This is a genomic window from Peredibacter starrii (genome assembly GCF_034259205.1).
GTDB lineage: Bacteria > Bdellovibrionota > Bacteriovoracia > Bacteriovoracales > Bacteriovoracaceae > Peredibacter > Peredibacter starrii.
Genome location: NZ_CP139487.1, coordinates 3,257,519 through 3,281,286 on the forward strand (window position 1 = coordinate 3,257,519; position 23,768 = coordinate 3,281,286).

27 protein-coding genes are annotated in these 23,768 nt (G+C 43.0%); 13 read left to right on the top strand and 14 right to left on the bottom strand.

Annotated features, from left to right (window positions below; all coding sequences use genetic code 11):
• The first annotated feature begins 4 nt into the window (after nt 1-4).
• Together SOO65_RS16220 and SOO65_RS16225 are read left to right on the top strand one after the other, a co-directional pair.
• Nucleotides 5-1,285 carry a secretin GspD/PilQ domain-containing protein gene (locus tag SOO65_RS16220; protein ID WP_321392658.1) on the top strand — a complete coding sequence of 427 codons (1,281 nt, stop codon included), beginning with the start codon at nt 5-7 and terminating at the stop codon, nt 1,283-1,285.
• Nucleotides 1,285-2,388: a CpaF/VirB11 family protein gene (locus SOO65_RS16225; protein ID WP_321392661.1), complete on the top strand. Its 1,104-nt coding sequence runs from the start codon at nt 1,285-1,287 to the stop codon at nt 2,386-2,388. Before SOO65_RS16220 ends, SOO65_RS16225 begins: the two co-directional genes overlap by 1 nt.
• On the opposite strand, the gene ettA is transcribed toward SOO65_RS16225, so the two are convergent.
• Nucleotides 2,375-4,066 (bottom strand): energy-dependent translational throttle protein EttA, encoded by a 1,692-nt coding sequence (gene ettA / locus SOO65_RS16230; protein ID WP_321392663.1) that lies wholly within the window; start codon nt 4,064-4,066, stop codon nt 2,375-2,377. The two genes, SOO65_RS16225 and ettA, sit on opposite strands and share 14 nt — an antisense overlap.
• A 46-nt stretch (nt 4,067-4,112) precedes the next feature.
• Complete coding sequence (locus SOO65_RS16235) at nt 4,113-4,982, bottom strand: hypothetical protein (protein WP_321392667.1); 870 nt, start codon at nt 4,980-4,982, stop codon at nt 4,113-4,115.
• Nucleotides 4,983-5,063: 81 nt separating this feature from the next.
• Between SOO65_RS16235 and SOO65_RS16240 the strand changes: the two genes are divergently transcribed.
• The 5 genes from SOO65_RS16240 to SOO65_RS16260 are packed head-to-tail and all read left to right on the top strand — an operon-like array spanning nt 5,064 to nt 9,096.
• On the top strand, nt 5,064-5,366 hold the full coding sequence (locus SOO65_RS16240) for a hypothetical protein (RefSeq protein ID WP_321392673.1): 303 nt from the start codon (nt 5,064-5,066) through the stop codon (nt 5,364-5,366).
• Nucleotides 5,367-5,382: 16 nt separating this feature from the next.
• A complete protein-coding gene (locus tag SOO65_RS16245) occupies nt 5,383-6,594 on the top strand; it encodes a class I SAM-dependent rRNA methyltransferase (protein WP_321392676.1) in 1,212 nt (403 codons plus the stop codon).
• Nucleotides 6,591-7,517 carry an ABC transporter ATP-binding protein gene (locus tag SOO65_RS16250; protein ID WP_321392679.1) on the top strand — a complete coding sequence of 309 codons (927 nt, stop codon included), beginning with the start codon at nt 6,591-6,593 and terminating at the stop codon, nt 7,515-7,517. Before SOO65_RS16245 ends, SOO65_RS16250 begins: the two co-directional genes overlap by 4 nt.
• The gene (locus tag SOO65_RS16255; RefSeq protein ID WP_321392682.1) at nt 7,514-8,311 is read left to right on the top strand and encodes an ABC transporter permease; all 798 of its coding nucleotides are present in this window, start codon (nt 7,514-7,516) and stop codon (nt 8,309-8,311) included. The genes SOO65_RS16250 and SOO65_RS16255 overlap by 4 nt, the downstream gene beginning before the upstream one ends.
• Nucleotides 8,308-9,096, top strand: coding sequence for an ABC transporter permease (locus tag SOO65_RS16260; RefSeq protein WP_321392685.1), 789 nt, complete (start codon nt 8,308-8,310; stop codon nt 9,094-9,096). Before SOO65_RS16255 ends, SOO65_RS16260 begins: the two co-directional genes overlap by 4 nt.
• Here SOO65_RS16260 and SOO65_RS16265 read toward each other — a convergent pair.
• Complete coding sequence (locus SOO65_RS16265; protein WP_321392687.1) at nt 9,093-9,395, bottom strand: Mpo1-like protein; 303 nt, start codon at nt 9,393-9,395, stop codon at nt 9,093-9,095. The two genes, SOO65_RS16260 and SOO65_RS16265, sit on opposite strands and share 4 nt — an antisense overlap.
• A 122-nt stretch (nt 9,396-9,517) precedes the next feature.
• Here SOO65_RS16265 and SOO65_RS16270 point away from each other — a divergent pair, with 122 nt between their 5' ends.
• From SOO65_RS16270 to SOO65_RS16280, 3 genes are read left to right on the top strand one after another with little or no spacing between them, the layout of a single operon-like run.
• Entirely contained in the window at nt 9,518-10,330 is an 813-nt protein-coding gene (locus tag SOO65_RS16270; protein WP_321392690.1) for a peptidoglycan recognition protein family protein, read from the top strand.
• Entirely contained in the window at nt 10,315-10,722 is a 408-nt protein-coding gene (locus tag SOO65_RS16275; RefSeq protein ID WP_321392692.1) for a hypothetical protein, read from the top strand. Before SOO65_RS16270 ends, SOO65_RS16275 begins: the two co-directional genes overlap by 16 nt.
• Entirely contained in the window at nt 10,697-11,044 is a 348-nt protein-coding gene (locus tag SOO65_RS16280) for a hypothetical protein (protein WP_321392696.1), read from the top strand. The genes SOO65_RS16275 and SOO65_RS16280 overlap by 26 nt, the downstream gene beginning before the upstream one ends.
• Before the next feature lie 34 nt (nt 11,045-11,078).
• On the opposite strand, the gene SOO65_RS16285 is transcribed toward SOO65_RS16280, so the two are convergent.
• The 9 genes from SOO65_RS16285 to SOO65_RS16325 form a co-directional block, all read right to left on the bottom strand.
• Entirely contained in the window at nt 11,079-11,588 is a 510-nt protein-coding gene (locus tag SOO65_RS16285; RefSeq protein WP_321392702.1) for a 4Fe-4S binding protein, read from the bottom strand.
• On the bottom strand, nt 11,585-12,763 hold the full coding sequence (locus SOO65_RS16290; protein ID WP_321392705.1) for an NADH-quinone oxidoreductase subunit D: 1,179 nt from the start codon (nt 12,761-12,763) through the stop codon (nt 11,585-11,587). Before SOO65_RS16290 ends, SOO65_RS16285 begins: the two co-directional genes overlap by 4 nt.
• A gap of 11 nt (nt 12,764-12,774) precedes the next feature.
• Nucleotides 12,775-13,359, bottom strand: coding sequence for an NADH-quinone oxidoreductase subunit C (locus tag SOO65_RS16295; RefSeq protein ID WP_321392708.1), 585 nt, complete (start codon nt 13,357-13,359; stop codon nt 12,775-12,777).
• A complete protein-coding gene (locus SOO65_RS16300) occupies nt 13,352-13,834 on the bottom strand; it encodes an NADH-quinone oxidoreductase subunit B (RefSeq protein ID WP_321392709.1) in 483 nt (160 codons plus the stop codon). Before SOO65_RS16300 ends, SOO65_RS16295 begins: the two co-directional genes overlap by 8 nt.
• 124 nt (nt 13,835-13,958) lie before the next feature.
• Complete coding sequence (locus SOO65_RS16305; RefSeq protein ID WP_321392712.1) at nt 13,959-14,882, bottom strand: hypothetical protein; 924 nt, start codon at nt 14,880-14,882, stop codon at nt 13,959-13,961.
• A gap of 47 nt (nt 14,883-14,929) precedes the next feature.
• Nucleotides 14,930-16,531 (bottom strand): COG3014 family protein, encoded by a 1,602-nt coding sequence (locus SOO65_RS16310; protein ID WP_321392715.1) that lies wholly within the window; start codon nt 16,529-16,531, stop codon nt 14,930-14,932.
• A 56-nt stretch (nt 16,532-16,587) separates the two neighbouring features.
• The gene (locus SOO65_RS16315) at nt 16,588-17,193 is read right to left on the bottom strand and encodes a CsgG/HfaB family protein (RefSeq protein WP_321392717.1); all 606 of its coding nucleotides are present in this window, start codon (nt 17,191-17,193) and stop codon (nt 16,588-16,590) included.
• Between the two features lie 13 nt (nt 17,194-17,206).
• Nucleotides 17,207-17,887 (bottom strand): hypothetical protein, encoded by a 681-nt coding sequence (locus tag SOO65_RS16320; protein ID WP_321392719.1) that lies wholly within the window; start codon nt 17,885-17,887, stop codon nt 17,207-17,209.
• A gap of 15 nt (nt 17,888-17,902) precedes the next feature.
• The gene (locus tag SOO65_RS16325) at nt 17,903-18,859 is read right to left on the bottom strand and encodes an LPP20 family lipoprotein (RefSeq protein WP_321392722.1); all 957 of its coding nucleotides are present in this window, start codon (nt 18,857-18,859) and stop codon (nt 17,903-17,905) included.
• Between the two features lie 153 nt (nt 18,860-19,012).
• On the opposite strand from SOO65_RS16325, the gene SOO65_RS16330 reads away from it, so the two are divergent.
• The 3 genes from SOO65_RS16330 to SOO65_RS16340 all read left to right on the top strand — a co-directional run bounded on the left by SOO65_RS16330 (nt 19,013) and on the right by SOO65_RS16340 (nt 22,149).
• Complete coding sequence (locus SOO65_RS16330; protein ID WP_321392729.1) at nt 19,013-19,591, top strand: superoxide dismutase; 579 nt, start codon at nt 19,013-19,015, stop codon at nt 19,589-19,591.
• Nucleotides 19,592-19,697: 106 nt separating this feature from the next.
• The gene (locus tag SOO65_RS16335) at nt 19,698-20,393 is read left to right on the top strand and encodes a response regulator transcription factor (protein WP_321392733.1); all 696 of its coding nucleotides are present in this window, start codon (nt 19,698-19,700) and stop codon (nt 20,391-20,393) included.
• Between the two features lie 127 nt (nt 20,394-20,520).
• Nucleotides 20,521-22,149: a sensor histidine kinase gene (locus SOO65_RS16340; protein ID WP_321392734.1), complete on the top strand. Its 1,629-nt coding sequence runs from the start codon at nt 20,521-20,523 to the stop codon at nt 22,147-22,149.
• Here SOO65_RS16340 and SOO65_RS16345 read toward each other — a convergent pair.
• Together SOO65_RS16345 and SOO65_RS16350 are read right to left on the bottom strand one after the other, a co-directional pair.
• Complete coding sequence (locus SOO65_RS16345; RefSeq protein ID WP_321392737.1) at nt 22,141-22,773, bottom strand: hypothetical protein; 633 nt, start codon at nt 22,771-22,773, stop codon at nt 22,141-22,143. The two genes, SOO65_RS16340 and SOO65_RS16345, sit on opposite strands and share 9 nt — an antisense overlap.
• The gene (locus tag SOO65_RS16350; RefSeq protein ID WP_321392741.1) at nt 22,704-23,747 is read right to left on the bottom strand and encodes a tetratricopeptide repeat protein; all 1,044 of its coding nucleotides are present in this window, start codon (nt 23,745-23,747) and stop codon (nt 22,704-22,706) included. Before SOO65_RS16350 ends, SOO65_RS16345 begins: the two co-directional genes overlap by 70 nt.
• Nucleotides 23,748-23,768: the final 21 nt, after the last annotated feature.

Below are 23,768 nucleotides of genomic sequence, written 5' to 3' on the forward strand. Positions count from 1 at the left end.
AAATTTGAAGCTCCTCAATTTAACGACAAGCCTCCTATTTGTCAAAGTCTTACTCGTTTTACCATCCGCATCATTTGCCCAGGTCTCCCCGAGTGACGTCATTCTGGCCAAGGGCGAGCAGAAAGAACTCCCATTTGAGGGTTTGAAGAACTTCTCAGTCGGTAATCCCGAGGTCATTTCCTATAAATGGATGCCCAAAACCGGGAAACTTTTGGTGAAAGGAAAGAAAGTTGGCTTCACGGACCTGGTGGTCTGGGGAAAATCAGGGAAAGAAATCGTGAGCATTTATGTGCTCTCAAAGCAAAAATTCCTCAAAACCTTCCAACTGGCCGATGCTCTGAAGAACCTGAATCTCACAATTGATATTAAGGGACCGGTCATGACTGCGGCCGGAACCCTATCCGATTTTGCGGACTATCTCTACCTTCAAAAGATCAAAGGACAATTCCAAGAGCAGGTTTTCTTTAAAATCAATCTTGAACCAAAACTCAGAAACCATATTGTGGGACAGATCTACAAGCGCCTTTATGCCAATGGCTTCTCATCTGTAAGTTGCCAGGCCGACTGGCTGGATATTATGTGTTTTTATGAAGGTCAGAATAACGAGGCCCTTTTAAAACAACTCGCGAGTTTTTATCGCGTTTCCTTCGTTCAACAAGATTCAAGATTAAAGCATCAAAACTATCGCTTAAAACTTAAGCTCATTCAGCTTGAGCAAATGGATGGTCGAGAAATTCATATGGGTCTGGATAAACTTCAGGCCACAGTTCAAGAGCTTTTTGAAAATGGAATCAGAAGTCTTATCGACCGAAATATTGTCCTTCTTACTCAGATGAAAATGGATTTGTCTTCGCTCGCCGAACCAGAACTGGTGGTGAATCTCAATACTCCGCAGATCATTGAAATCGGTTCACAAATCCCCTATCAGAACATCGCCACTCAAGGAGCAACTGTCATCGCTCCTATTGATTGGAGGTTTGCGGGTCTAAGAATCAAGACCAAGATCACTGAATCATACGGCAAACTCTTAGTAAATTATGAGACAGAATTTAGCCGGCCGGTTGACCAGGCCATCAGTGGCAGTAAAGAAGTTTCCTCAGTTCTATTGGAACTAGGAAAGCCCATAAAGATCTTCCAGATTGGATACCAAACCACCGCCAAGAGCCGCAAAGGAATTCCATTCATCTCAGACATCCCTATTTTGAAACACCTCTTTGAATCAAAGTCAGATCAGAAGACCTATAAACACATCTACGGTTATATTGTCCTTGAGGCGGTTGAATAATGCTGAGCTTATTTCGAGAACAAGAAGTTCCAATGGGACGCGAATTTGCTCTCACGAGAGCGAGAGAACTTCTAGTTTCTTCACTCAATAAAGGCATCATTCCTCGTTGGGAAGATTTCTTCCAGGAACTTCCAACATTAAATGAGGCGGAAGATTTAGAGGCCATCAAAAATAACTTCATGAAGCTCGTGCACTGGGAATTTTTACAAGATATTTTGGAACGGCCGGGGACGGAATATTTCTTCCACGGGCCCGAGTGCTCGCAAGTTTTAAACTATTCAGGTAAGAAGCAGAAAATTGAAGTCCCGCTTACGATTGAGGACTGGCAATTGTGGCTAGAAATTATCTCGATTCATTTTAAGCAAAACTGGAACGTGGAGCAGCCCTTTGCGAGTTTTTATGGGGAACTCTTTGGACGGCAATTCCGTCTGACCCTGGTTCACTGGTCAACCTCTCCTAATAAGAGTTCAAAGCTCGTTCTACGCTCCCTAGCGGCCAAGCCGCATGCTTTGAATTCTTTTGGAGAGACCGAGGCTCTTGAAAAACTTGTTAGTGAAAAGAAGAACATGTTGATCGCGGGATCAACCGGTTCTGGGAAGACCTCACTTCTCACCTCTCTTTTGAATCTCATTCCCGAGGACGAACACTTAGTTATTCTTGAAGATACATACGAAATACTTTCACCTCATCCTCACCAGACTCGTTTCCTGGCGGGTAAATCCCAGGAAACAAGCCTTAAGGCCTATTTGTCGTACTCGCTACGACTTAGTCCTGACCGGATCATTCTAGGCGAGATGAGGTCGCATGAGGTCACTCCTTTTCTTATGGCCATGAACACTGGCCATAAGGGCCTCATGGGAACCATTCACGCTTCAAGTGCTGTAGATGCTCTTCACCGAGTGGCACTTCTCTTCTCCCTTTATTCTGGTGAAGCGAATTTATCTTTTGAAAAAGTCATGGAACTGATCTGCAGGAACCTAGAAACAGTCGTGTTTATGGAGAATAAGAAAGTGAAGGAAGTGATTAAAATTTTGGGATCAGAGAAAGGAGTTCCCTTCTTTGAAGTCATCAAAGAAGGGAACCAGGAAATTAATCTCTTTTGAGTTTTTTGTAGGTCACTCGGCTTGGAACGTCCGCTTTATCACCGATACGGCGACGAAGATCTTCGTGATAGTCTTCGAAGTTACCTTCGAACCAAGTCACTTTAGAGTCCCCTTCAAAGGCCATAATGTGCGTACAAATTCTGTCCAGGAAGTAACGGTCGTGGGAAATAACCACGGCACAACCTGCGAAATCAAGAAGCGCGCGCTCAAGAGCTTGAAGTGTGTTTACGTCAAGATCGTTGGTCGGCTCATCCAGAAGAAGAACGTTACCTTCTTCACGAAGCATTTTTGCCAAGTGAACACGGTTCTTTTCACCACCAGAAAGTTCTTTGATGCGTTTCGATTGATCTTCACCAGAAAAGTTAAATTTCGACACATAAGCACGAGCATTAATTTCTTTGTTACCAAGTTTAATCAGATCAACATCGCCAACGATTTCTTGAAGGATGGTCTTGTCACCGTCCATCTCACGAGATTGGTCGATGTAAGCAAGCTTAACAGTCTGGCCAACTTTGAAAGTACCAGCATCTGGCTTCAATTGATCAGTGATCATTTTGAAAAGTGTTGTTTTACCAGCACCGTTCGGACCGATGATCCCTACGATCCCACCAGGTGGAAGTTTGAATGATACGTTTTCATAAAGAAGTCTGTCACCAAAGCCTTTCGCAATACCATCAGCTTCGATAACAACGTCACCCAGACGAGGTCCTGTAGGAATGAAAAGTTCATTTGTTTCGTTACGAGCTTCTGTTTTAGAATCAGCAAGCATCTTCTCGTAGTTTTGGATACGAGCTTTAGATTTCGCCTGACGAGCTTTTGCACCCATGCGAATCCACTCAAGCTCTTCTGCCATTTTCTTGGCCTGTTTCGATTGAGATTTTTCTTCAGCTGCAAGACGGTTAGTTTTTTGTTCAAGCCATGAAGAGTAGTTCCCTTCCCAAGGAATACCGTGTCCACGGTCAAGCTCAAGAATCCAACCAGCAACGTGATCAAGGAAGTAACGATCGTGGGTGATCGCAATAACTGTACCCTTGTACGCCTGAAGGTGACGCTCAAGCCATAGAACGGTTTCAGCATCAAGATGGTTGGTAGGCTCATCCAGAAGAAGTACATCTGGCTCAGAAAGAAGAAGACGACAAAGAGCTACACGACGTTTTTCACCACCTGAAAGAACTCCGCAAAGTTGATCAGAAGGAGGACAGCGAAGAGCTTCCATCGCTAATTCTAGACGTGAATCAAGGTCCCAAAGGTTTTGGGCGTCCATTTTATCTTGTAGAGATGCTTGTTCATCAAGAAGCTTATTCATCTCAGCATCAGACATTTCTTCGCCGAGTTTCATATTAACTTCTTCATAGCGCTTAACTGTCGCTACTAGGTCAGCCAGACCTTCTTCTACTACTTCTTTAACAGTTTTATTTGAATCTAGTTTCGGATCCTGCTCAAGGTAACCGAAAGTGATTCCTTTGTTAGCAGTAACAGTACCTAGAAAATCTTTATCAACTCCCGCGATGATTCTTAGAAGTGATGATTTACCTGAACCGTTTAGACCTAATACACCGATCTTGGCACCAAGATAGAATGAGAGTGAAATATCTTTTAGAACTTGTCTTTTTGGCGGATAGATTTTTCCAACCTTATGCATTCCAAAAATAATCTTTTTGTCGTCAACGACTGCCATGGGACTTCCTTTTAATTTTTAAGAAGCACCAAAAATAGCATAATGGCTACATTAAGGCCATGAGATCACCGAGTAAGAGGAAGATAAAGGCGAGATAAGAAGGCAGGAAAAAAATCGATAAAAGGGCGAGTTTTATCACGATGAGTCTTTTTTCAAATAATTCAAAATGCCATTTCTCCTGAAATCGAAGCTCTTCCATCAAATACTTGACCTCCTCCTCGTAACTTCCCCCTTGTTTCAAGGCCTTCTGACAGGTTTCCTTAAGTTTATGCACTATACTTTCCAGTGCTTTTTGTTTGATCATCTTGAGTTCTTGAACTCCTGCGATGGCGAAAACTTCTGTACGCGATAAAGGAACCTTAACCAATGAGCGAAGAACAAAAAGCATCTTCCAGATTTTTCCAATGTCGCCGAAGTATTTTTTTCGAAGCCATTTCAAAAGAAATGGTAATGAAGAAAGTCCAAAAGACTGCCAGCCAAAAATAAAAAACAGATGCAAGGGAGAGACTTTGACATCGACCAAATTCAGGGCACCGAAAATAAACATCCACGTTAGACCCATCATCATCGCCATCTGTAGCCAGGTTCCCATGACGGCTTCTCGAATCTTTTTTTCAAATTGCCGATCAACTTGCAAACCTTCCCGCAGAAACAACATGGAGTCCTGATAATTTCCTCCCATTCGACGAGCAAGAGAAAGTAAAACCTCTACGACCTCGGTGTAGAACTTGTACGATGGAAGCGCGCCAAGATCTGACAGATCTTGGCGATTTACCCAATTAAACTTCTTGAGCCAGCCTTCTAATTCCTCGGCTGGATGTTTTCGGATAATCAACGAGTTAGGCAGGGCCATGTGAGGCCTTTCCACCCAATAAACAAGAACCACAATAATAATGAAGTAAAAGAAATAAGACATGCTTCATTTCCCTCAGTAATTTGTGGCCCACTCTCCTCGTTTTATTGACATCAAGCAAGGCGTTATCATACTTTCAATTGTATGAATTCACTTCAGAAACAAACTGCAAAATCGGTCCAAGATTCGCATGAGACATTCCTTGTCACATTCGAAACAAATTTACTGAAAATGCAGGATGCAGTTGAAGTTGAACTTTTAATGAAAAAGCTTCAGTACCTGGGGATAAACTTTGATCCCTTCCAAAGCGAGATTGAAAGCGTTTGTAGTCAGATCATGGATCAGTTGGGTCTAACCACTCACATGAAAAATCCTTATCTCGCGACCAACATCCTTCTGCGCCTTCTGGATAAAACTGAAGAGAGATTGAACAACCTTAAGCAGTAGAACTGCGGAACCTTACATGAATAAAATTCCTGAATGCCTGATCCATCCGGTATCAATTAAACTATTGCGCCAGGGTCACCCATGGATTACTGCAGACAACTTCTCTAATCGCTTTCCACGCCAATCGGAATTCGTAATCGCAACTGACGATAGAAAACGTCCAATGGCACTTCTCATGCACGATCCTTATCACAAAAACGTGAAGGCACGCGTATGGAGCACGAAATTTCCGTTCGATCGTGAGGCACAGCATTTCACTGCAAGCATTCAAGGTCGTTTGGATCTTGCCTTTGAAAAACGCATTCAGCAGAATGAACTTAAGGAAAGAGAAAACTATTACCTTGTTTTCGGAGAGGCCGATCAGCTTCCGGGTCTTTTCATTCTGAGATTAAAAGATCGCGTATTGATCCAACTTTATACTCAGTTTTGGAACCGCTATAAATCGATCATTCAAACCACTCTTCAGGAAGTATTTCCTGAGATCAAAGATGAGAACGTTTGGTTTCAACTTCGTGGTGAGACGAAGGAACTTCAGAAGCTTCCGCAAAACTCAGTAGATCAAAACCGTAGAGATGAATTTCATATCGCAGAATTTGGTATTCAGTATTTGATTCGCCTTGGTTCTTCATACGATCACGGTCTTTATACTGACATGAGTTCTATTCGCCATACACTGGCAAAACTCATTCGCCCTGGATGCGCCGTCCTTAACCTTTATAGTTATACGGGTGCCTTCTCTTTATGGGCCATGAAACTTGGTGCGACTCAAGTGACTTCAGTGGATCTTTCGCCGAAGTACATTGAATGGCTTCAGCAAAATCTCGCACTAAACCCTGAACTCAATCACACTCAACACGAAGCGATTGTTTCAAGTGTGGATGAGGCGCTTTCAAATCTTAAAAAAGAAGAAAAGAAATTTGATGTGATTATTTGTGACCCTCCTTCATCATCATCAGATGGAGAGAAGAGAACATCGGCCAGCAAGGCCTATAAAGAACTTCTTCAGAAGATGGACCCGCTTCTCAATCCGAAAGGGAAATTAGTGGTGTTCCTTAACACTCACCAGGTGTCTCAAGAGAAGTTTGACCGCTTGATGAAAGATTATCTCGCAGAACTAAAACTAAACTACAAAATGTCGACCCGACTACATTTAGGACAAGACTGTCCGACTCTGAAAGGCTTCCCGGAAGGAAGTTACTTAAAGGGTCTGGTGCTTGAAAAACAATGATTAAAGTCCAAGCTCTTCGAAAGACCTTCACCTCTCCCGTTAAAGAACCAGGACTCATGGGATCTTTAAAAGGTCTGGTGAAACGTGAAACGAAATCTAAGGACGCTCTTAAATCAGTTAATCTGGAAATTCAGCAAGGTGAGATCATCGGTCTTATTGGTGCCAATGGTGCCGGTAAAACAACGCTGGTGAAAATCCTCGCCGGTATCGTTCATCCCACTTCGGGTGAAGCGACTGTTCTTGGCTTTAAGCCATGGGAGCGCCATAACGAATACCGCAAGCAAATGTCTCTTATCATGGGACAAAAAGCGCAAGTGTGGTGGGACCTTCCGGCCCTAGATAGCTTTATCCTTCTGAAAGAAATTTATCAGATTGAAGATTCTCTTTATAAAAAAAACCTTGAGTTCCTCGCAGACACTCTTCAAATTCATGATCAGCTAAAGGTTCAGGTAAGACGTTTATCTTTAGGTGAACGTATGAAAGTGGAACTGATGGCCGCTCTTCTGCATAATCCGCGAGTGATCTTTCTGGATGAGCCAACTATTGGTCTGGATATTTCAGCTCAGAAAGCGGTTCGCGAATTCATGAAGAATTATCAGCAGGAATTTAGGCCCATCACAATCCTCACCTCTCACTATATGGAAGACATCAAGGAATTGTGTCCGAGAATCGTCATCATTAAAGAAGGCGAATTCGTCTACGATGGTGCACTTTCAAAGATTCAACGCCTCATGGGTGATGAAAAAGTCCTGAGTGTGACCACTCCGGATAAGAACTTCAAAGTTTCTGTCCCAAGAACAGATCTTTCAGTTAAAACTGCCGAGATCTTTAAATCAAATGAAGTACTGGATCTTAACATTCATGATCCTTCAATCGAGGACATCATTGAATCCATCATGAAAAATGGAATGAAGACCACATGAACTGGTGGCGCTATGTAAGCGCGATGGAGCTTAGAAAGATCCTCGCCTACCGCTCAGACTTTTGGATCACCTTCATTGGCCAGACCTTAATTCAGGTCCTGATAGCACGCGCGCTTTGGCAGAGTATTTTTGAGGCCAATGGCGCCACGGAGATGAACGGCTTCACTCTTCCTATGATGACTCTCTACTTCTTGATTGTGCCGATCGGCTCCAAGATGCTCATGGGAGAGAACGTAGGTTTTATCTCGCGCGAGATTTACGAAGGGACGTTTAATCGTTACCTCATTTATCCCCTTTCATTCTTCCAATACAAGACCCTCACCTATCTTACTTATAGTGCGTTCTATGGTGTGCAGTTGATTCTCATCTATTCACTTTATAACCTCATTCAATCTGGTATTAGCGGCGAGATGTTTTTAAATCTTGTGACCGGCGTGGGTGTGTTTATGATTGCCGCCTTCGCTTATTGTATGATGGCGATGGTGATTGAACTCATCTCACTTTGGGCCGATAACATCTGGTCACTCATGGTGATGGCCCGTTTTGGTGCTTCATTCTTAGGTGGTGGTTTCATTCCCATTAATTTCTTTCCGGAATGGATGCAAAGTATTCTGAAGTTTTTGCCTTTCCAATATTTCATCAGCTTCCCGGTGAGAACTGTGATGGGTCTGGTGACTCGGGAAGAAATGTATCAAGGCATTTTCTTTCTCGTTCTTTGGGCGGGACTTCTCATGTTGATGGCAAATCTCATCTGGATGAAAGGTCAGAAAAAATATAATGGAGTCGGCATATGAAAAGATATCTGCGTCTCTACTTATATTTTCTGCAATTCTCATTCTCAAAAGCGATGGAATTCCGAATTGATTTCACTTTCCGAATTCTGATGGACATCATTTATTACGCTGTAAACATTCTCTTATTTAAAACGCTCTTCCTTCACACCGGTCTTATTGGTGGCTGGAATGAAGAGCAAATGATGGTCTTCGTTTCTTGTTATCTTCTGGTTGATGCAATCAACATGACAGTCTTCTCGACCAACATGTGGTGGCTTCCGGCCTACATCAATAAAGGTGAATTGGATTATTATCTCATTCGTCCGGTGAACCCACTGTTCTTCCTTTCACTCAGGGAATTTTCGGCGAACTCATTCATCAATCTCATCACTGCGGTTGCCTTCTTCATTTATTCACTCTCAAACTACACGGGTGATTATAATTGGATGCAACTTCTGGGACTCTTGGCCCTACTTGTGAATGGTGCCTTGGTGTATTACACACTACATATGATGATGATCATTCCAGTTTTCTGGACTCATAGCTCTCGTGGCTTTATTGATCTCTTCTACTCTTTGGGACTTGCGATGGAGCGTCCGGATAAAATCTTTAAGGGATGGCTACGCGTGGTCTTCACGATGATTGTTCCACTTACTGTACTTGCTTCATTTCCAGCACGAGCATTTTTGGAAGGATTTACTTCTGACGTACTTCTACACATCACATGTGTGACTGTGGGCGCGTGGGGCCTCATGCTCTTCTGGTGGAGACGAGGTCTAAAAAATTATTCGAGTGCTAGTTCTTAGAAAGCAGAGACACGTCCAGTAAGGATGTCCCAGAACATTCTAAAATCTCCCAACAGGCTGTACCAAGGATTCTTGAAAGTGGCCGGACGGTTCTTTTCAAAACCAAAATGTCCAACCCAAGCGAAGCCGTAACCCACAACCGGCAAAAGTGCCAAGGTCATAAGGTTTCCGGTGAAAAAGAAGAGAAGCAAAAGAGAAATGACCCCACATGTACCGACGAAATGAAGCTTACGGCAGTGTAAGTTCGAGTGTTCACGTAGGTAGTACGGGTAAAAATCGCTGAAAGTTTTGAAATCCATCTTTTCTCCTCCCTCAATCTTAATGCCTAAGGGGGCGAATTCTCAAGAATTTTTATTTCCGAACTTAAGGTTTATCCGACAAATCCGATAAGCTACAAAAGGTGGCTTTTTTGAAGAGTTTAATGATTTTAGCACTGCTTAGTTGGACAACCGTTAGTTGGGGATTCTCTACCGACTGTTTCTTCTGCTTACCTTGGAAACAGGATAATACAAGACCTCTAGTACCTGAGTGGCCAATTGAATATGTGAAGATTGAAAAGGTCGACTACGAGAGAAATTCTCAGACTGCGAGCTTTTGTAGACGTCCTGAAGACATGGTGGACACCATTGTTATTCACCACTCTGAAACTCCAAGCACTGACTCACCGGAACGAATCAATGACCTCCACTTAAATCGAGGAACCCCTGCGGATCCTTGGTATATGATCGCTTATTCTTATGTGGTGAACTCTCCTTATGCAGGAGCACTTTCTCCCCGCGCACGCGTGACTGAAGGTCGACCTCTGGATCTTGTTGGTGCTCATGCCGGCTCAAATATCTTTGTGCCGATGGATGAGGATCAGAAGAAGATGTGGAAGGACGGTAAGATCACTTGCGGTAAAGAAGGCGGAGATTTTACAGTCGACCCAAGTATGGAGAAGAACGGCACGATTAAGGCCAACGTCACAACCATTGGTCTCGTGGTGATTGGTAACTACTCTCCTTTCTCTAAAACGAATCCCAACGGTTACTCGAAGAAGAATCCTCGGTATCCGACTCTACAGACCCAGGACATGATTGCCAGAACCTCATGTCAGTTGCAGAAAAAATATCCTCGTATGAAATCCATCAAGTGGCACAGCTATTACCACTCGACGAGTTGTCCGGGTACGATCAAAGAATACATTGGGAAAATTAAGACTCTGGCCAGGAAGTACGGATGCGAATTCAATTAATCACCATCATTCTTTTATTCTCATTCACGGCCGTGGTTCACGGTTCGGATGATAAATCCATGAAAGAACTGTTCATGAAATATGATCAGGTCATGGACAATAAAAAAATTGAGCTGATCGATGAGGTCTTCTCACAAAAGTTCATCAAGGCCAGTGGCGGTAAGGAAGAACTGATTTCCAAAATCAAAGAGCTTCCTCATTCGTCTAACAAAAGCAAACCTCTTGCCCCTGATCTCACCTGGAGAAAGGGACTTAAAAACGAGATGTATTTTGCGAAGGTGAAAGAACCTTCTGTGAATAAAAGCAAAAAAGACGCTCATGAAACAGAGTTCATGGTGATCAAAGAAGACGGTAAACTTAAAATCGATGGAACACTTGGTGATGGTAATTAAACTTCTCGCTGTTCTATTACTGGCAGTTGGTTGTGGTTCGGAAGCGAACCTCAGTAACTCTGCTCTTGAGCAGTCTTCGAAACTTTCGGACAACTCGAGTATTAAGGCCACTTCAATTGGCACACTTGTTCGCCAGAACGGTACTTCAGTAAAATACGATCAACTCCAAATCAACGGGCAGCTTTATAAAGTTAGCCTTAGTAGTTCGATTCTCTCTCTCGAATTCATTGCTAAGTATCCACTGGGCGCGCAGGTACCGGTGAAATATAAGGGTAATGTTCGCAGTCAGGAAGTATTACTAGAAGTAATTCAAGCACAATAAAAAAGGGCCTCTTTCGAGGCCCTTTTCATTAGCATTAAGCTTTAACGATACGATCGCGCCAAGCAACTACATCAGGAGCGAGGTAGTCGTACTTCATGGCATCGATTGTGTATTGAGAGAATTCGTAGTCATGAGAGTGAGTCAAACATTCAGTTGGACACACAGTCGTACAAAGACCGCAATAACAACATAGAGAAGTATCAATTGTGAACTGAGTAAGTTTCAAACGAATCGGCTGACCGTTTGAAGTCTTCTTGATCTCAGCACCTTCAGGAAGTTTTTCTGAAGCAATGTAAATACAATCAACCGGACAGGCCATTGCACACTGAGTACAGCTGATACAGTTTTGAGCATCGTTGAAGAGACGCATACGAGCTCTTTCAGGAAGAACTTCGCGTACTTCTGGGTACTCGATTGAAGCAGGCTTAACTGCCCATACGTATCTGAAAGTGATCCACATACCTTTAGCGGTTGTGTAGATACCATCATAAAGTGCTTTAAAATATTCCTTAACGGAAGACGATTCGTGAACTGTAGTGCTCATCGGTCTACCTCTCCTAGTACGATATCAATTGAACCAATAGACGCTACGAAGTCTGCCACCATCTGACCTGGGGCCATGTGTGGAAGCATCGACGTGTGAGTGAAACATGGAGATTTCACTTTTAAGCGGTATGGAGTTTTAGAGTCATTGCCTTCAGACACAAGGTGGAAACCAATCTCTCCACGAGGTGCTTCTGAACGAACATATACTTCACCTTTAGGAAGCTTGATGATCTTAGGCACTTTGCCCATTACTGGACCCGGCTCAAGTTTATCAATTACCTGACGGATGATTTTGATAGATTCAACAACTTCTCTCATACGAACGATGTAACGGTTCCAACAGTCACCTACTACGCCGCGCTCGCCGTCGCCAACTGGTACGTCGAATTCAAGTTCAGAGTAAAGTGAGTATGGCTTGTTCTTACGAAGGTCCCACTTGTATCCAGAACCGCGAAGTACCGGACCAGTTGCACCGTATGTGAAACAGTCTTCAACTGTAAGAACACCAACGTTAGAAGTACGCTCAACGAAGATTTTGTTAAGAGATACTAGCTCGTGATATTTCTTCGCTTCTTGTTCCATTACGTCTACGAAAGAAGAAACGCGAGCGATCTGGTCATCAGTCCAGTCATTCCAAACTCCACCAATCCAGATGTAGTTATAAAGAAGACGAGCACCTGAAACTTCTTCGAATAGACGAAGGATTTTTTCACGCTCTTCGAATGCATATAAGAATGGAGTGAAAGCTCCAAGATCTAGTGCATATGTACCGAATGCCATTAAGTGAGAAGCGATACGCTGAAGCTCGGCCGTAAGAATACGAAGAAGTTCAGCACGACGAGGAACTTCAGTTCCTAGCATCTTCTCAACTGCCATAACGTATCCCCACTCCATGCTCATAGAAGCAAGGTAGTCGAGACGATCAACGAAAGGAATAATCCCACGGTAATCAAGGTTCTCAGCATGCTTTTCCATACAACGGTGTAAGTAACCAAGGTGTGGAATAGCGTGAGCAACGATTTCCGAATCAGTCCAGATCTCTACACGTAGAACCCCGTGAGTAGCAGGGTGTTGAGGACCCATGTTCAGGGTAAGTAGCTCTGACTTTAGCTGTTCAGTTTCACTGTTAATGGTTGGTTTTTCTGGTTCACCAATGTCCCATTTAGATTGCATATGGATTCCTCTTAATTACTTGAAGCTGCTAGTTGGGCCTTCTTAATCATGTCCTGACGAACGATGAACTCACGATCTTCGAAGTTCATCTTGTTGTCTGGATATACGGCCATACCGTTATAATCTTTCTGAGCAACGTAATCTTTTCTAAGAGGCCAGCCTTGCCAGTCATCCGGGCAAAGAATACGGCGCATATCAGGGTGATTATTAAATTTGATACCGAACATGTCGTAAACTTCACGCTCTTGGTAGTTAGCAGCTGCCCATACCTTCACTACTGAATCAACAGTAGGAGCTACACGGTCAGTAACTTTTACTTTAAGGATGAACTCACGAGGAGCTGTTGTATCGAAGTGAGCAACCATGTAACAAACTTCCATGAACTCTACCCAGTCTACACCGCTGATGCACTGAAGAGAGTTGAATGGCATTTCTTTGTTTGTTTTTAGGAATTCACAAACTGCGAAGATTTTTGAAGCTTCAACAGTGATGCTTGAATCAAACTTTGCATCTTCAGCATTGTTCACAGTTGCGTTTGCACCCTGAACGTTTGCATTGATGAGACTTGCTAGTTTATTGAAATCAACATTAAGCATGCTTTACCCACTTATTACGAAGAAGACGCTCGTTCGCGATTTTCTTCTGAAGAGTCATTACACCTTCAATAAGAGCTTCCGGACGAGGAGGACAACCAGGAACGTAAACGTCTACAGGAACTACCTCATCAACGCCTTTAAGAACGTGATAACCGTGTTGCCAGTATGGTCCACCCTTGTTTGCACAAGACCCCATAGAGATAACGTATTTTGGCTCTGCCATTTGTTCATAAAGAACTTTCACACGAGTTGCCATCTTAAGTGTCACTGTACCAGCAACAATCATAAGATCCGCACGACGTGGAGTTGCCATGAAGGCACCACAACCAAATCTTTCTAGATCGTATTTTGCCATACCTGTGGCCATCATTTCGATCGCACAACAAGCAAGACCAAAGGTCATTGGCCATAGAGAATTTTTGCGACCCCAGTTGAGAAAATCATCAACGGTCGACAGTACAACACCATCTTGCATGGAGAACTCCGGTTCATTGAAAAAAATAATTACCCCTATTTGTACCTTTTGGGGGCGTTTTCGTCAATGAAACGGCTAAGGAAATCAGCTATTTCGAATGAATGTCTTTGGGAATAATGTACGCCTATTTTTGGCCACAACGAGCGGAGTAATTCTGGATGAATTTCTCCTGACCGTCAGAGGCAGATGCAGGTCCTCGTTTTGGTCCTTGCTGCATGTAGGCGAGACGCTTTTTATCATTCTCACATACCTTACTAACCACCAAATCGTATTCCATCAGAGCTGCAATCGGATAAGGAACGCCATAAGCGGAAGAAATAAAATTTATTTTTTCCTCTTTTAGGTCTGAAAATGAGCTAGCGATGTCTCTTTTTACTAATTGTTTATTGAAACCGTCGTAATAAGAACCTACGTGATAAAAAAGTTCGACTGCTTTTTTAAACGAAAGTTGACCACTCGCGTCTTCGATTTTTTGGCAATTCGAACGAGATTGGATGGTTTTCGAGAAAAGTTCACGAAGAACTCGGCACTCAGTAAGAAAGGCCTGAACCTCTCCCCCGTTTCCTTCAATCGTTCCTTTAATAAAGTCTTTGGCATTAAATGAATCAGAATATGGATTGAAGCTCTCTCTATAAACATAGTGAGTAAGCTCATGGGCAAGATCCAAAAGTGCATCATCCCAGGCAAGACTCTTATTAATGTAAACAATTGAACGTGATTCATAGATCACATGCTCTGGTGAATGCGGAGAAAACTTACGAACAAGAGTTGTGTCGGTAAGGGAACTCTCACCCACTCTGATCACATCTGAAAGTGTAAGACCTGTACGCGAGGCCTTGTATTGGGCCTCTTTAATGACCTGCTCACCAGTCGCAGAACGACTTAGAAGCTCTAATAGCTTTTTAAGATTGAGTTCCTGGGATGAGGTGTAATCCATCCACGAGCGATTAGCACTCATGTTGCCTTCTACATGGATAGTTTTATCTTCCATGGCGAAGAGAGGAAAAGTCGTCGTTACAAGCAGGATTATAGTATAAAACGTCTTCATTACCCTGCTTGTCGGCAGGAAATGTGGGAACTCGAGTCAAAAGTTGATTACAAAGATTGAAATCTTAGATGATGGATCGCCTTACCTGACTTTGACACTTGGATATTCCCGAGAATTTTGGCCGGTGCAGTTGGAACCATCTCCCCTGCATAGGTAGCAATGGCGACCTGGTAATTGCCAGGGGGAAGTTTTACTTCAGTCATCCGAAGTGCTTGTGGGAGTGTGGTCCAGTGGCGGGTGTCGGCCTTCTCAAGGGCCGCAATTCCTTTGGCCGCACCAACGTAAGTTGCCATGGCCGCAGTTTTCGCCAAGAAATCTCCATCTCCATTACCCTGTTTAAGGCTTTGGTAAACTTTCATGGCCGCAACGATTGCCACAATATGACGAACGGCCACACGAGTTCCGGTCTTTACATAACGGGCCACCACATCTTCTTCTAAAACAATGCGTGCGATATCGCCATTTTCAGAAACTACTGGAAGTGGACTATGGTGAACAACAACACCTTTTTCGTTCAGGAAGAAGATCTCCTGGCGTTGAACCAGTGGAACGTTATCAATCATCGGAAGTTCGAATTCAACTGCAGCTTCTTGAACCGCTAGCTTCGTTACATCATGAGCGAAGATAAAACTTCCAGCATTGGCGGTTCTTTCAGGAATCATGCCGAGCTTGTTCATAGCAAACGCAGTCACGAACTCTGTACCAACAGTGGCGATGAATGTTTTGGCCGCTGGGTTACTTACAGAATTCACGGCACCTTTAATACCAAAGTTAAAAGGCTTTCCAACTTTCTGAGGAATCATCCCCTCTTCCAGTACAACAACAACGTTGGCGGGTCCGAGTTCCACTTTGTTTGTCACAATCTTTGAAGGTTTAAGTGCCTTCACTTGATTCTGATAATCTCCACCACGAATTTCTTTCGTTAAAGAGAGAATTTTAAATTGAAGGAAATCCTTTAGATCATTATAAGCATGGGTCTTCTCATAAAGTTTTTGATCGGGACCTTTGCCGCTTTTAAGATTGTCTTCAAATGAGCGAGTGTACTCAATGTTCTTCTTATTAAAGAGAGCAAAAACGCCTCCTTCAGCATCCAGGATCTTATACGCGTCCTTATATAACTGAAGGGCAATCTGATCATCATTTTTGATGTCACTGATCTCGTGAATCTGACCACCGAAAACCTTTAACATCAAATCTGTGTGATAAAGGGTTTTGGAAGTTGCAGAACGCTGAAGCTCAGTAAAGTAAGTGTCCCAAGCAAGAATGGTGGCGCGTGACGCCTGAAGATCAAGCTTCACACCCTTCTTTAAGAAGCGGGCGTAATAAGCTTTGGCGAGAAAGTAATGAGCGTAAGAGCGCTCGTAACTTGCTCCATAGAACTGATCAGAGGCATCGTTAATTAACAGCGAGGCCGCTTTGCTGGAAAGACGTTTCGTATAAAGTTTGTCGATGAGGTCGAGAGAAGTTTGAAAGTGAATGATAGCGTTATCTTCATCCTGGCGGGAAAGAGCAACTGTTCCCATTTCCATGTGCCAGAGGAGCGAGCTTTTTTTGTCTTCTTTAAGATCGCTCTTCTCCAGGATCGCCTGGGCCTTTTCAAAGTCTAGTGACTGATAGGCCTCACGGTAGTCCTTCATTTGATCTTTCATCTTGGAGGCACAGGCCCCCAAGAATAAAAGAACAGCTAATAGTAGGCAGTGAAATTTTACCATCCGAGAGAAGATTTCTCAGAGTACTTGAAGACTTTCGTACGAGTACGAAGAACCTCAGTCGCCTTCTCGATATCTGTCATACGAATGTTAACAGAGTATTCCTTGATGGTTTTGCCATCACGTTTTTCAGGCTTCATATACACGTTACCGAAGATCATGATGTCAGCACCTGTTTGCTTACCAATTTTCTTGGCAGTAGCAGGATCAACCATACCGTCATTTTGGTAAGTGATTTCTTTTAGGATTTTTTCACGAGCTTGGTTATCGACCAGTTCGAATTCACCAGAAAGAGAAAGCTCGTTTAGTAGCTCATCGTTCAGGTCACCGATTGGGAAGTAAGCTTCAGAAGTTTGGTTTTGAACTTCAGCGATGAACACTTTTGGAGTGCCGAATTTCGCCTTCATTTTATTGTAACCAGGGTGAGCCTTCATTTGTTTAACAACGTCAGCAACCGCTTGAGTCGTATCAGCGCTCATCCAGTTATCAGTAATTGAAAGTCCTTTTTCATCAGACTCATTAGCATCAACACGCTTTGCTTTGAAACCACCACAAGAAGTGGCCAGCATAGAAACAGAAAGTAGTACGAATAAGAATTTCATTTAAATCTCCTAATTACACTTCACCGTGACGAGCTTTCACGAAGTCTTCATCAAGGTTTTCAAGAGCTTTCTTAACATTGTCTTTTAGTTCAGGATCGGCTTTTTCAACTAGATCTTCAGAAGCTTTATCAATGGCAGCTTTAAGACGAGCATCTTCCATACGGATAAGAGTCGCGCATGTGAAACCTACGTGGTCTTTTTTAGCACCAAGTTTCTGTTGGTAGTTTCTCTTTTCCCAGTAAGTCTTGATCACAGCAGCGCCGTGGATAAGAGATTGAACTCTTTCAGCAAGAGTATTAGAAACGTACTCTCTCATTGGAGCAGTTTTAGGATTGTTAGCGTCGATAGCGGCCTGGCCTTCAGTAGAAGCAGCTAGTGACTTCTGGATGAAAGTTGTGATTTCAGAAGCGATATCAGAACGAACATTTGCCTTTGCAAGGTTACAAGCGATTTCACGGTTTACTTTAGGCTCAGTCTCGTAAGAGAAGTAACGAAACTTCTTAGTGTCCATGTTTTCTTGAGCGACCCATACTTCAGCGTCTTCGATCCAGCCTGGACGAACAGTTGAAGAAGCATCACGAACTTCATAATCGCGTGCAATTGTTTCAGAGTTATCAACGTCCTTCACTTTCTTTTTTGAAGAACATGCCACGCCGAGAGAAAGAATCAACAGGACAGACATCAGCTTCATCATAGGAGCTCCTTTTCCTTAGTCTAAGTGTAAATCCGATAGGTGTTGTTCAATGTATTCGTTAAAAAAATGTTTTACTTTAAGAAGCGCGTCCGCTTGTGATCGACCAGTAACGGTTTCAGAGGCGGCCAGAACTTTAAGCTTCTCGCCTTTCTCAAAACTCGTCATGTTCATGGTGAAAGTGTATTTTTCAAAACCTTCAACGTTGAGGTATTCCTTAATTGAATCCACGTTAAGAGAAATCATCTTCGCAGCATCACCCTTAACGATTCTGAAACCAGACTCAGTCAAAAGCTCTTTTAATTTCTCTGTCATCCACTCAGGGGCCTGACCAACTCTAAGCGCAAGATTTTCAACACGAGGTCTCGTCTCTCTCCACGCCATGATCTCCTGATAAGTCATGCGGGCAGGACGACCTTGACCGGCCACGATTGAGTACTTCTCATTGAGCTTTTCGCGCTCGAGATAGAGACGAACGATCTTTCTAAGGTTGGTGCGACTTCTGCGGGCCCAAAGGACATTCAACTCGTCATCAATTTTCTGAATGCGATTACCTAGCAGATCAGATGCTTTGGTACGATCTAGAGAAGCAAGAGCGTAAGTCAGACCATCTTTTTTAAAATGTTTTTTTACTTCAACACCTTCAAGAATTTGATTCACTGATTCTTGAAGAGATTGCTGCACTTCCTGGCGAACCGTGTTCTGCCATGGGAATGTTTGAGAAGAAGTGGTGTTCACATTCAAGTCAGACTTAACTTGAACTTCGAAGATGCTCGCGAGATTTGCTTTTGCTTGGGCATCGGCTTGTGCCATGGTCTTTGATTCACCAGTTGCACATAATTCAGTGGCCTCTGCACAAGCTTCATAAGGCGCATAAATCCAACCGGGAGTTTCTTGGGCCGTATCGGAAAGTGTTGGCCGTTTCTCAAAGAGCGAACAGCTACTCAGAAGTAACAAAATCAGGATGTTTTTCATTTGGAAAAATTCTGAACTCACTTCAGATTAAAGTCAACGAGACTCTCAATAAGCTTTTGACGCCAAGCCGTGTTTATTGACGTTCAGACTCGGGAGGAGCAACCTCAAAGGAGCTTTCATTTAAGTATTTCTGATCAAAAAGGAGGCCTTTTTATGGAACATACCCTGCCCGCATTACCTTACCCAAAAGAAGCTCTACAACCCCACATTTCAAAAGAAACTTTTGAATACCACTATGGGAAGCACCACCAGGCCTATGTCAATAAATTGAATACCCTGATTAAGGGTACGAAATTTGAGAATATGCAGCTGGATGAAATCATTAAAAATTCTGAGGGGCCTATCTTCAACAATGCTGCTCAACACTGGAACCACAGTTTCTTCTGGAACTGTATGGGCCCTAAGGCCGGCGGTTATCCAGGCGGACGAATTGGCGAAATGATCACTAAGAAATGGGAAAATTTCGATAAATTCAAAGAAACTTTTTCTAAATCAGCGGTGGATAATTTCGGATCTGGCTGGACTTGGCTGGTCCAGAACTCGAAAGGTGATTTGGAAATCATGAATACTTCTAATGCCGATACTCCAATGGCCCACGGTATGACGGCCCTTTTGACCCTGGATGTGTGGGAACACGCCTATTACATCGATTACCGAAATGCCCGTCCGGACTTCGTAACGGCCTTTTGGAATGTGGTGAACTGGGAGTTTGCCAATAAAAACCTGCGCTAAATAGATTTTAAAGCCACTTCTACCCCCTAGGAAATCCGACTAGGGGGCCCTTCTTAACCTAACTTTAACCTTCCTTGAGTCCCGCCTTGTTATATATAATCGGTATATGAAAAACGCCACCATCCTAGTTATCGAAGACGAACAAGACATTCGTGACCTTATTAGCTTCCAACTAAAATCTGAAGGCCATAACGTACTCATCGCTGAGAGCGTTGATAAGGCAATCGGGATCGTTGAAAGACCGGACAAGATTGATCTTTTCATCATCGACTGGATGCTACCGGGTGTAATGAGTGGACTTGAGTTCACGAAGAAACTTCGTGCTCAGAAAAACTATAAAGACACTCCAATCGTTATGATCACGGCCTTGACTCAGCCTGAGAACATTGTGGCAGCACTCGATGCGGGGGCCGATGACTACATCACAAAACCATTTGATCTTAAAGTTTTAGAAGCTCGCGTTCGTGTTCAGCTTCGTGAACTTAAAACAGATAAAACTGACGATGACACACTTGATTTTGGTCTGATGAAGATTGAAGTTTCCAAGTGTCGCGTGATCGTTGAGAAAGACGAAATTAACCTCACTTCTACTGAATTTAAGATCCTAAGCATGCTGGCCCAAAAGCCAGGTCACGTTTTCACTCGTGAGCAATTCATCAATAACATCCAGGGCGAAAACATCTTCGTCACTGGACGTACAATTGATACCCATATCGCAGGTTTAAGGAAGAAAATCGGTCCAGCTGCCAATATGATTGAAACAATCAGAGGCATTGGATATAGATTCAAAGATGTCCTCTAATAAAACAGCCTACCCTTGGTTCTTCTTTTACCGTGTTATCCGCCTGGTCTTGGTGGTTTTCCTTCCCACGTTATTCTTAATCCTTTTTCTTTACCGATCCTCATATAAGCAAGGTCTCGTTACTCAAATGACGATTCAGATCGAAGAAGACCTAAGGCTTCTTCGCTATACCTTGGTTCAATCAGGCATTGAATGGGAAAAATGGTGTGAGAGCATACCTCCGCTTAAGGACGTACAGTATACACTGGTTCGTCGGAACGGAACTATCATCTGTGATAGCGCTGATAAAAAGTTGGTTGGTGAAAAACTCGAAAATATCACAGAGATTGTGCAGTCCCATGAAGCGAGATTTGCTTCTCAGTTAAGAAAGAGTGATCTCTTTGGAACTCAGGCGGTCTTTGCCAGTCTTCGTCTGGGTGATGATTTGATGATCCGAAAAGTAATCCCGGTGTCGTCTCTTAGAGACAACATGGATCGCTTTGACAGAGTTCTCTTTTTAAGAATCGTTCCTTTTTCAATCATTAGCTATCTTTTCTTCGTTTATTTCTTCTATCTATCGACTAAACCACTGGGAATCATTCTTTCGAAGGTTGAAAAATTTAAGGACGATATTCCATTCAACAAGAACCTCGAGCTTCTTTACGAAAGAGATGAATGGGCCTCTATTGAAGAGGCCTTGAACAAAGCAGATCAGAAGCTCCAGAGCCAGATGGCGGAATCTCGTCTGGAAAACGAAAAAAACACCGCAATTCTGGAGTCCATTAACGATGATATTCTCGCGATTGATAAGTATGAGACAGTTTTGTTCTATAACACTAAATTTAAGAACAACTTTTTAAAAACCAATGAAAATACCCAGATCAAACCGAAACTCTGGCATACATTTAGTGATGAAGAGGTACTCGAGGCATTCCGCTCGGTCCTACAAAATGGTAGACCTTCGTCCCTCAGAACGAAAAACTTCCCTTATAGTCACCGTCCGGAGCGTTTCTTTGATTTAACAATCACTCCGCTTAAGTCTTCTGATGGAACGATAAATGGTGCTCTGGGTGTTTTTTACGACGTAACGGAATTTAAACTCTCTGAGCAAATGCGAGTGGACTTCGTCGCCAACGTTTCTCACGAGATCAGAACTCCCCTTACTTCAGTCAAGGGTTATACTCAACTTCTGCAGGCGCAGGCCGGGAAGATCGATGAATCTCTTCACGTGTTTCTGGACAAGATCGTGGGGAACACTGAACGCATGATCTCGCTCTTTAATGACCTTTTAAATCTTTCTGTTATTGAATCACGTTATCTTCAGACTATGGAGCCCCTTGATTTACCTTCGATGGTTGAAACCGTGGCGAGTAACATCCAGACCAACTATCCAGAGAAGAAAGTAAACGTAACGTGGGACCTCGCAGTCGATACCATCACAGGCGACAGTCGTTTGATAGAACAGGTTATTTCCAATCTTGTGGATAACGCCTGTAAGTATTCTGAGTCTGATTCCATTGATATCAAGATCGCGAGCTTCGAGAAGAATGATAAGGCCATTCTCACTATCTCGGATAATGGTCCTGGGATCTCTAAAGACCATATTCAGCGAATCTTTGAACGGTTCTATCGAGTGGATTCTTCTCGCGAAGTTTCACGTGGTACGGGTCTGGGACTCTCCATCGTGAAACACATTATCTCAAAGCATAAAGGACGCATCTGGGCCGAATCAGAAGGCAAAGGGACGACTTTTATTATTGAGCTTCCATTAGAATAAAAATTCTAACTCCGCCGCATAAATTGACTTCTTATAAGCAAAGTTTTGGGTATCTTTGGAGTTGTTTTTCTGATACTCGTAACGAATATTTGCACGCCAGTTCTTCTTGAACGTTCTTGAAAGACGGAAGCTAGGATTAAATAATAGTTCTCTTCCACGAGCAGCTTGATTATTAATTGGGTCAGTTGATGTAAGCATCAAACTTGCAATTGGTGTAAACCAATCACGAACCTTGGCCATAATAAGATCTCCACGGACAGTAAAAGAATTCGTATCAAAAGATTCATCCTGAACTCTCATCTGATCATATCCCGCATACAGCAAAAATGTGTTTTGCTTGAAAACCATTAGCTGCTCATACGAAACACCAATGGACTTAGAATCAGCAGAGTTCAAGTAACTATCCAAGATACGATACCGTAGTCGCACAATCGACTCTCCTAAAGAGAAGTAATTAAACTTCTCTCCAATCATGAATGTATGAGAACGAGAACTAAACTCCAATTTTTCCTTCGCATTCACATCACGAAGGGCCTCGTTGAAATCATAATCGACTAAGAAGGCCGCAGGTTTCTTCCAAATGGTGTGCTCATAAGCTGTTCGGAGCGCCGGAGCGAAGAACATATTATCGTTGCGATAGATTTCGGGCACACGGTTAAAATAGTAGGTTTTACTGAAGCGGAACTCGGGGCAATACTAAAGTAATCGCGATGATAAAAAGTATAACGACCCATTAAATCCGTTTTTGAGTACATAGAGGCCTGTTTGGATGATGAAATCGTTGTGTCTGCGGGGGCAAATGTCACGTTTGTATCTTGACCAAATTCCTGTGCAGCACGAATAAAGTATGGAGGAATCAATGCTGGTCGACCATTTCTTAATGTAAAGAGAATCAGATCGTATTTCCGTTGCAGTGTTGTGATTTTTTCGCGAACAGTAGTGCCTAATGCAGATTCAGGACTTATTGCGAGAGCTTTTTCATATTGTGGAATAACAATCGTTTCTACCGACTTAAAAGCGTCAGGATGTTTTTCAACTTGTTCGAGGTAGATGTCACCAATTTGCATTTCAGAAGCTTGTTTCACTTCAATTGCTTCTTCTGGTGGAAGTTTATCGATGGCCTTGAAAAAAGTGAAGGCTTTCTTACGTTCACCCATTTCTTTAGAAATATACCCAATATAATAGAGGGAAACTCCTCGTTTGAACTTGCGCTTTACAGATTCACGGAATTGAAGACGTGCCTCAGGTAACTTTTCGGCCGCAAATAAGGCCTGGCCATATTCATAGTGAAGATCTTGAGGGGCATAACTATAACTCAGGGCCGCTTTGAAACTATTGATCGATTCACCGAAATCCTGGAGTCGATTGAAACAAATGCCTTTCCAGTAGTGAATAAATCCAAGTTTGGATTTCGAACTTTCATTTTTTTCAAGATTACTAAGTTCTTCAGTCGTTGCCTGATACTTACCTTCCCCAAATAGCTTCGCAGCAGTTTGATAAGTGGAAGTCTTCGTAGCATCTGTAATCTCTTGAGAAACTTCTTGCGCGTAAACAGACAAGCTCACGCCCAGAATTAGCATCCATGCTAAAAACTTCATCTTCATCCTTCAACTTCGGCA

What these genes read in the sequence shown, in the direction of transcription:
- SOO65_RS16225 (WP_321392661.1), top strand. Translation starts at nt 1,285, where the DNA reads ATGCTGAGCTTATTTCGAGAACAAGAAGTTCCAATGGGACGCGAATTT.
- ettA (WP_321392663.1), bottom strand. Translation starts at nt 4,066, where the DNA reads ATGGCAGTCGTTGACGACAAAAAGATTATTTTTGGAATGCATAAGGTT.
- SOO65_RS16235 (WP_321392667.1), bottom strand. Translation starts at nt 4,982, where the DNA reads ATGTCTTATTTCTTTTACTTCATTATTATTGTGGTTCTTGTTTATTGG.
- SOO65_RS16240 (WP_321392673.1), top strand. Translation starts at nt 5,064, where the DNA reads ATGAATTCACTTCAGAAACAAACTGCAAAATCGGTCCAAGATTCGCAT.
- SOO65_RS16245 (WP_321392676.1), top strand. Translation starts at nt 5,383, where the DNA reads ATGAATAAAATTCCTGAATGCCTGATCCATCCGGTATCAATTAAACTA.
- SOO65_RS16250 (WP_321392679.1), top strand. Translation starts at nt 6,591, where the DNA reads ATGATTAAAGTCCAAGCTCTTCGAAAGACCTTCACCTCTCCCGTTAAA.
- SOO65_RS16255 (WP_321392682.1), top strand. Translation starts at nt 7,514, where the DNA reads ATGAACTGGTGGCGCTATGTAAGCGCGATGGAGCTTAGAAAGATCCTC.
- SOO65_RS16260 (WP_321392685.1), top strand. Translation starts at nt 8,308, where the DNA reads ATGAAAAGATATCTGCGTCTCTACTTATATTTTCTGCAATTCTCATTC.
- SOO65_RS16265 (WP_321392687.1), bottom strand. Translation starts at nt 9,395, where the DNA reads ATGGATTTCAAAACTTTCAGCGATTTTTACCCGTACTACCTACGTGAA.
- SOO65_RS16270 (WP_321392690.1), top strand. Translation starts at nt 9,518, where the DNA reads ATGATTTTAGCACTGCTTAGTTGGACAACCGTTAGTTGGGGATTCTCT.
- SOO65_RS16275 (WP_321392692.1), top strand. Translation starts at nt 10,315, where the DNA reads ATGCGAATTCAATTAATCACCATCATTCTTTTATTCTCATTCACGGCC.
- SOO65_RS16280 (WP_321392696.1), top strand. Translation starts at nt 10,697, where the DNA reads ATGGAACACTTGGTGATGGTAATTAAACTTCTCGCTGTTCTATTACTG.
- SOO65_RS16285 (WP_321392702.1), bottom strand. Translation starts at nt 11,588, where the DNA reads ATGAGCACTACAGTTCACGAATCGTCTTCCGTTAAGGAATATTTTAAA.
- SOO65_RS16290 (WP_321392705.1), bottom strand. Translation starts at nt 12,763, where the DNA reads ATGCAATCTAAATGGGACATTGGTGAACCAGAAAAACCAACCATTAAC.
- SOO65_RS16295 (WP_321392708.1), bottom strand. Translation starts at nt 13,359, where the DNA reads ATGCTTAATGTTGATTTCAATAAACTAGCAAGTCTCATCAATGCAAAC.
- SOO65_RS16300 (WP_321392709.1), bottom strand. Translation starts at nt 13,834, where the DNA reads ATGCAAGATGGTGTTGTACTGTCGACCGTTGATGATTTTCTCAACTGG.
- SOO65_RS16305 (WP_321392712.1), bottom strand. Translation starts at nt 14,882, where the DNA reads ATGAAGACGTTTTATACTATAATCCTGCTTGTAACGACGACTTTTCCT.
- SOO65_RS16310 (WP_321392715.1), bottom strand. Translation starts at nt 16,531, where the DNA reads ATGAAAGATCAAATGAAGGACTACCGTGAGGCCTATCAGTCACTAGAC.
- SOO65_RS16315 (WP_321392717.1), bottom strand. Translation starts at nt 17,193, where the DNA reads ATGAAATTCTTATTCGTACTACTTTCTGTTTCTATGCTGGCCACTTCT.
- SOO65_RS16320 (WP_321392719.1), bottom strand. Translation starts at nt 17,887, where the DNA reads ATGATGAAGCTGATGTCTGTCCTGTTGATTCTTTCTCTCGGCGTGGCA.
- SOO65_RS16325 (WP_321392722.1), bottom strand. Translation starts at nt 18,859, where the DNA reads ATGAAAAACATCCTGATTTTGTTACTTCTGAGTAGCTGTTCGCTCTTT.
- SOO65_RS16330 (WP_321392729.1), top strand. Translation starts at nt 19,013, where the DNA reads ATGGAACATACCCTGCCCGCATTACCTTACCCAAAAGAAGCTCTACAA.
- SOO65_RS16335 (WP_321392733.1), top strand. Translation starts at nt 19,698, where the DNA reads ATGAAAAACGCCACCATCCTAGTTATCGAAGACGAACAAGACATTCGT.
- SOO65_RS16340 (WP_321392734.1), top strand. Translation starts at nt 20,521, where the DNA reads ATGACGATTCAGATCGAAGAAGACCTAAGGCTTCTTCGCTATACCTTG.
- SOO65_RS16345 (WP_321392737.1), bottom strand. Translation starts at nt 22,773, where the DNA reads ATGTTCTTCGCTCCGGCGCTCCGAACAGCTTATGAGCACACCATTTGG.
- SOO65_RS16350 (WP_321392741.1), bottom strand. Translation starts at nt 23,747, where the DNA reads ATGAAGTTTTTAGCATGGATGCTAATTCTGGGCGTGAGCTTGTCTGTT.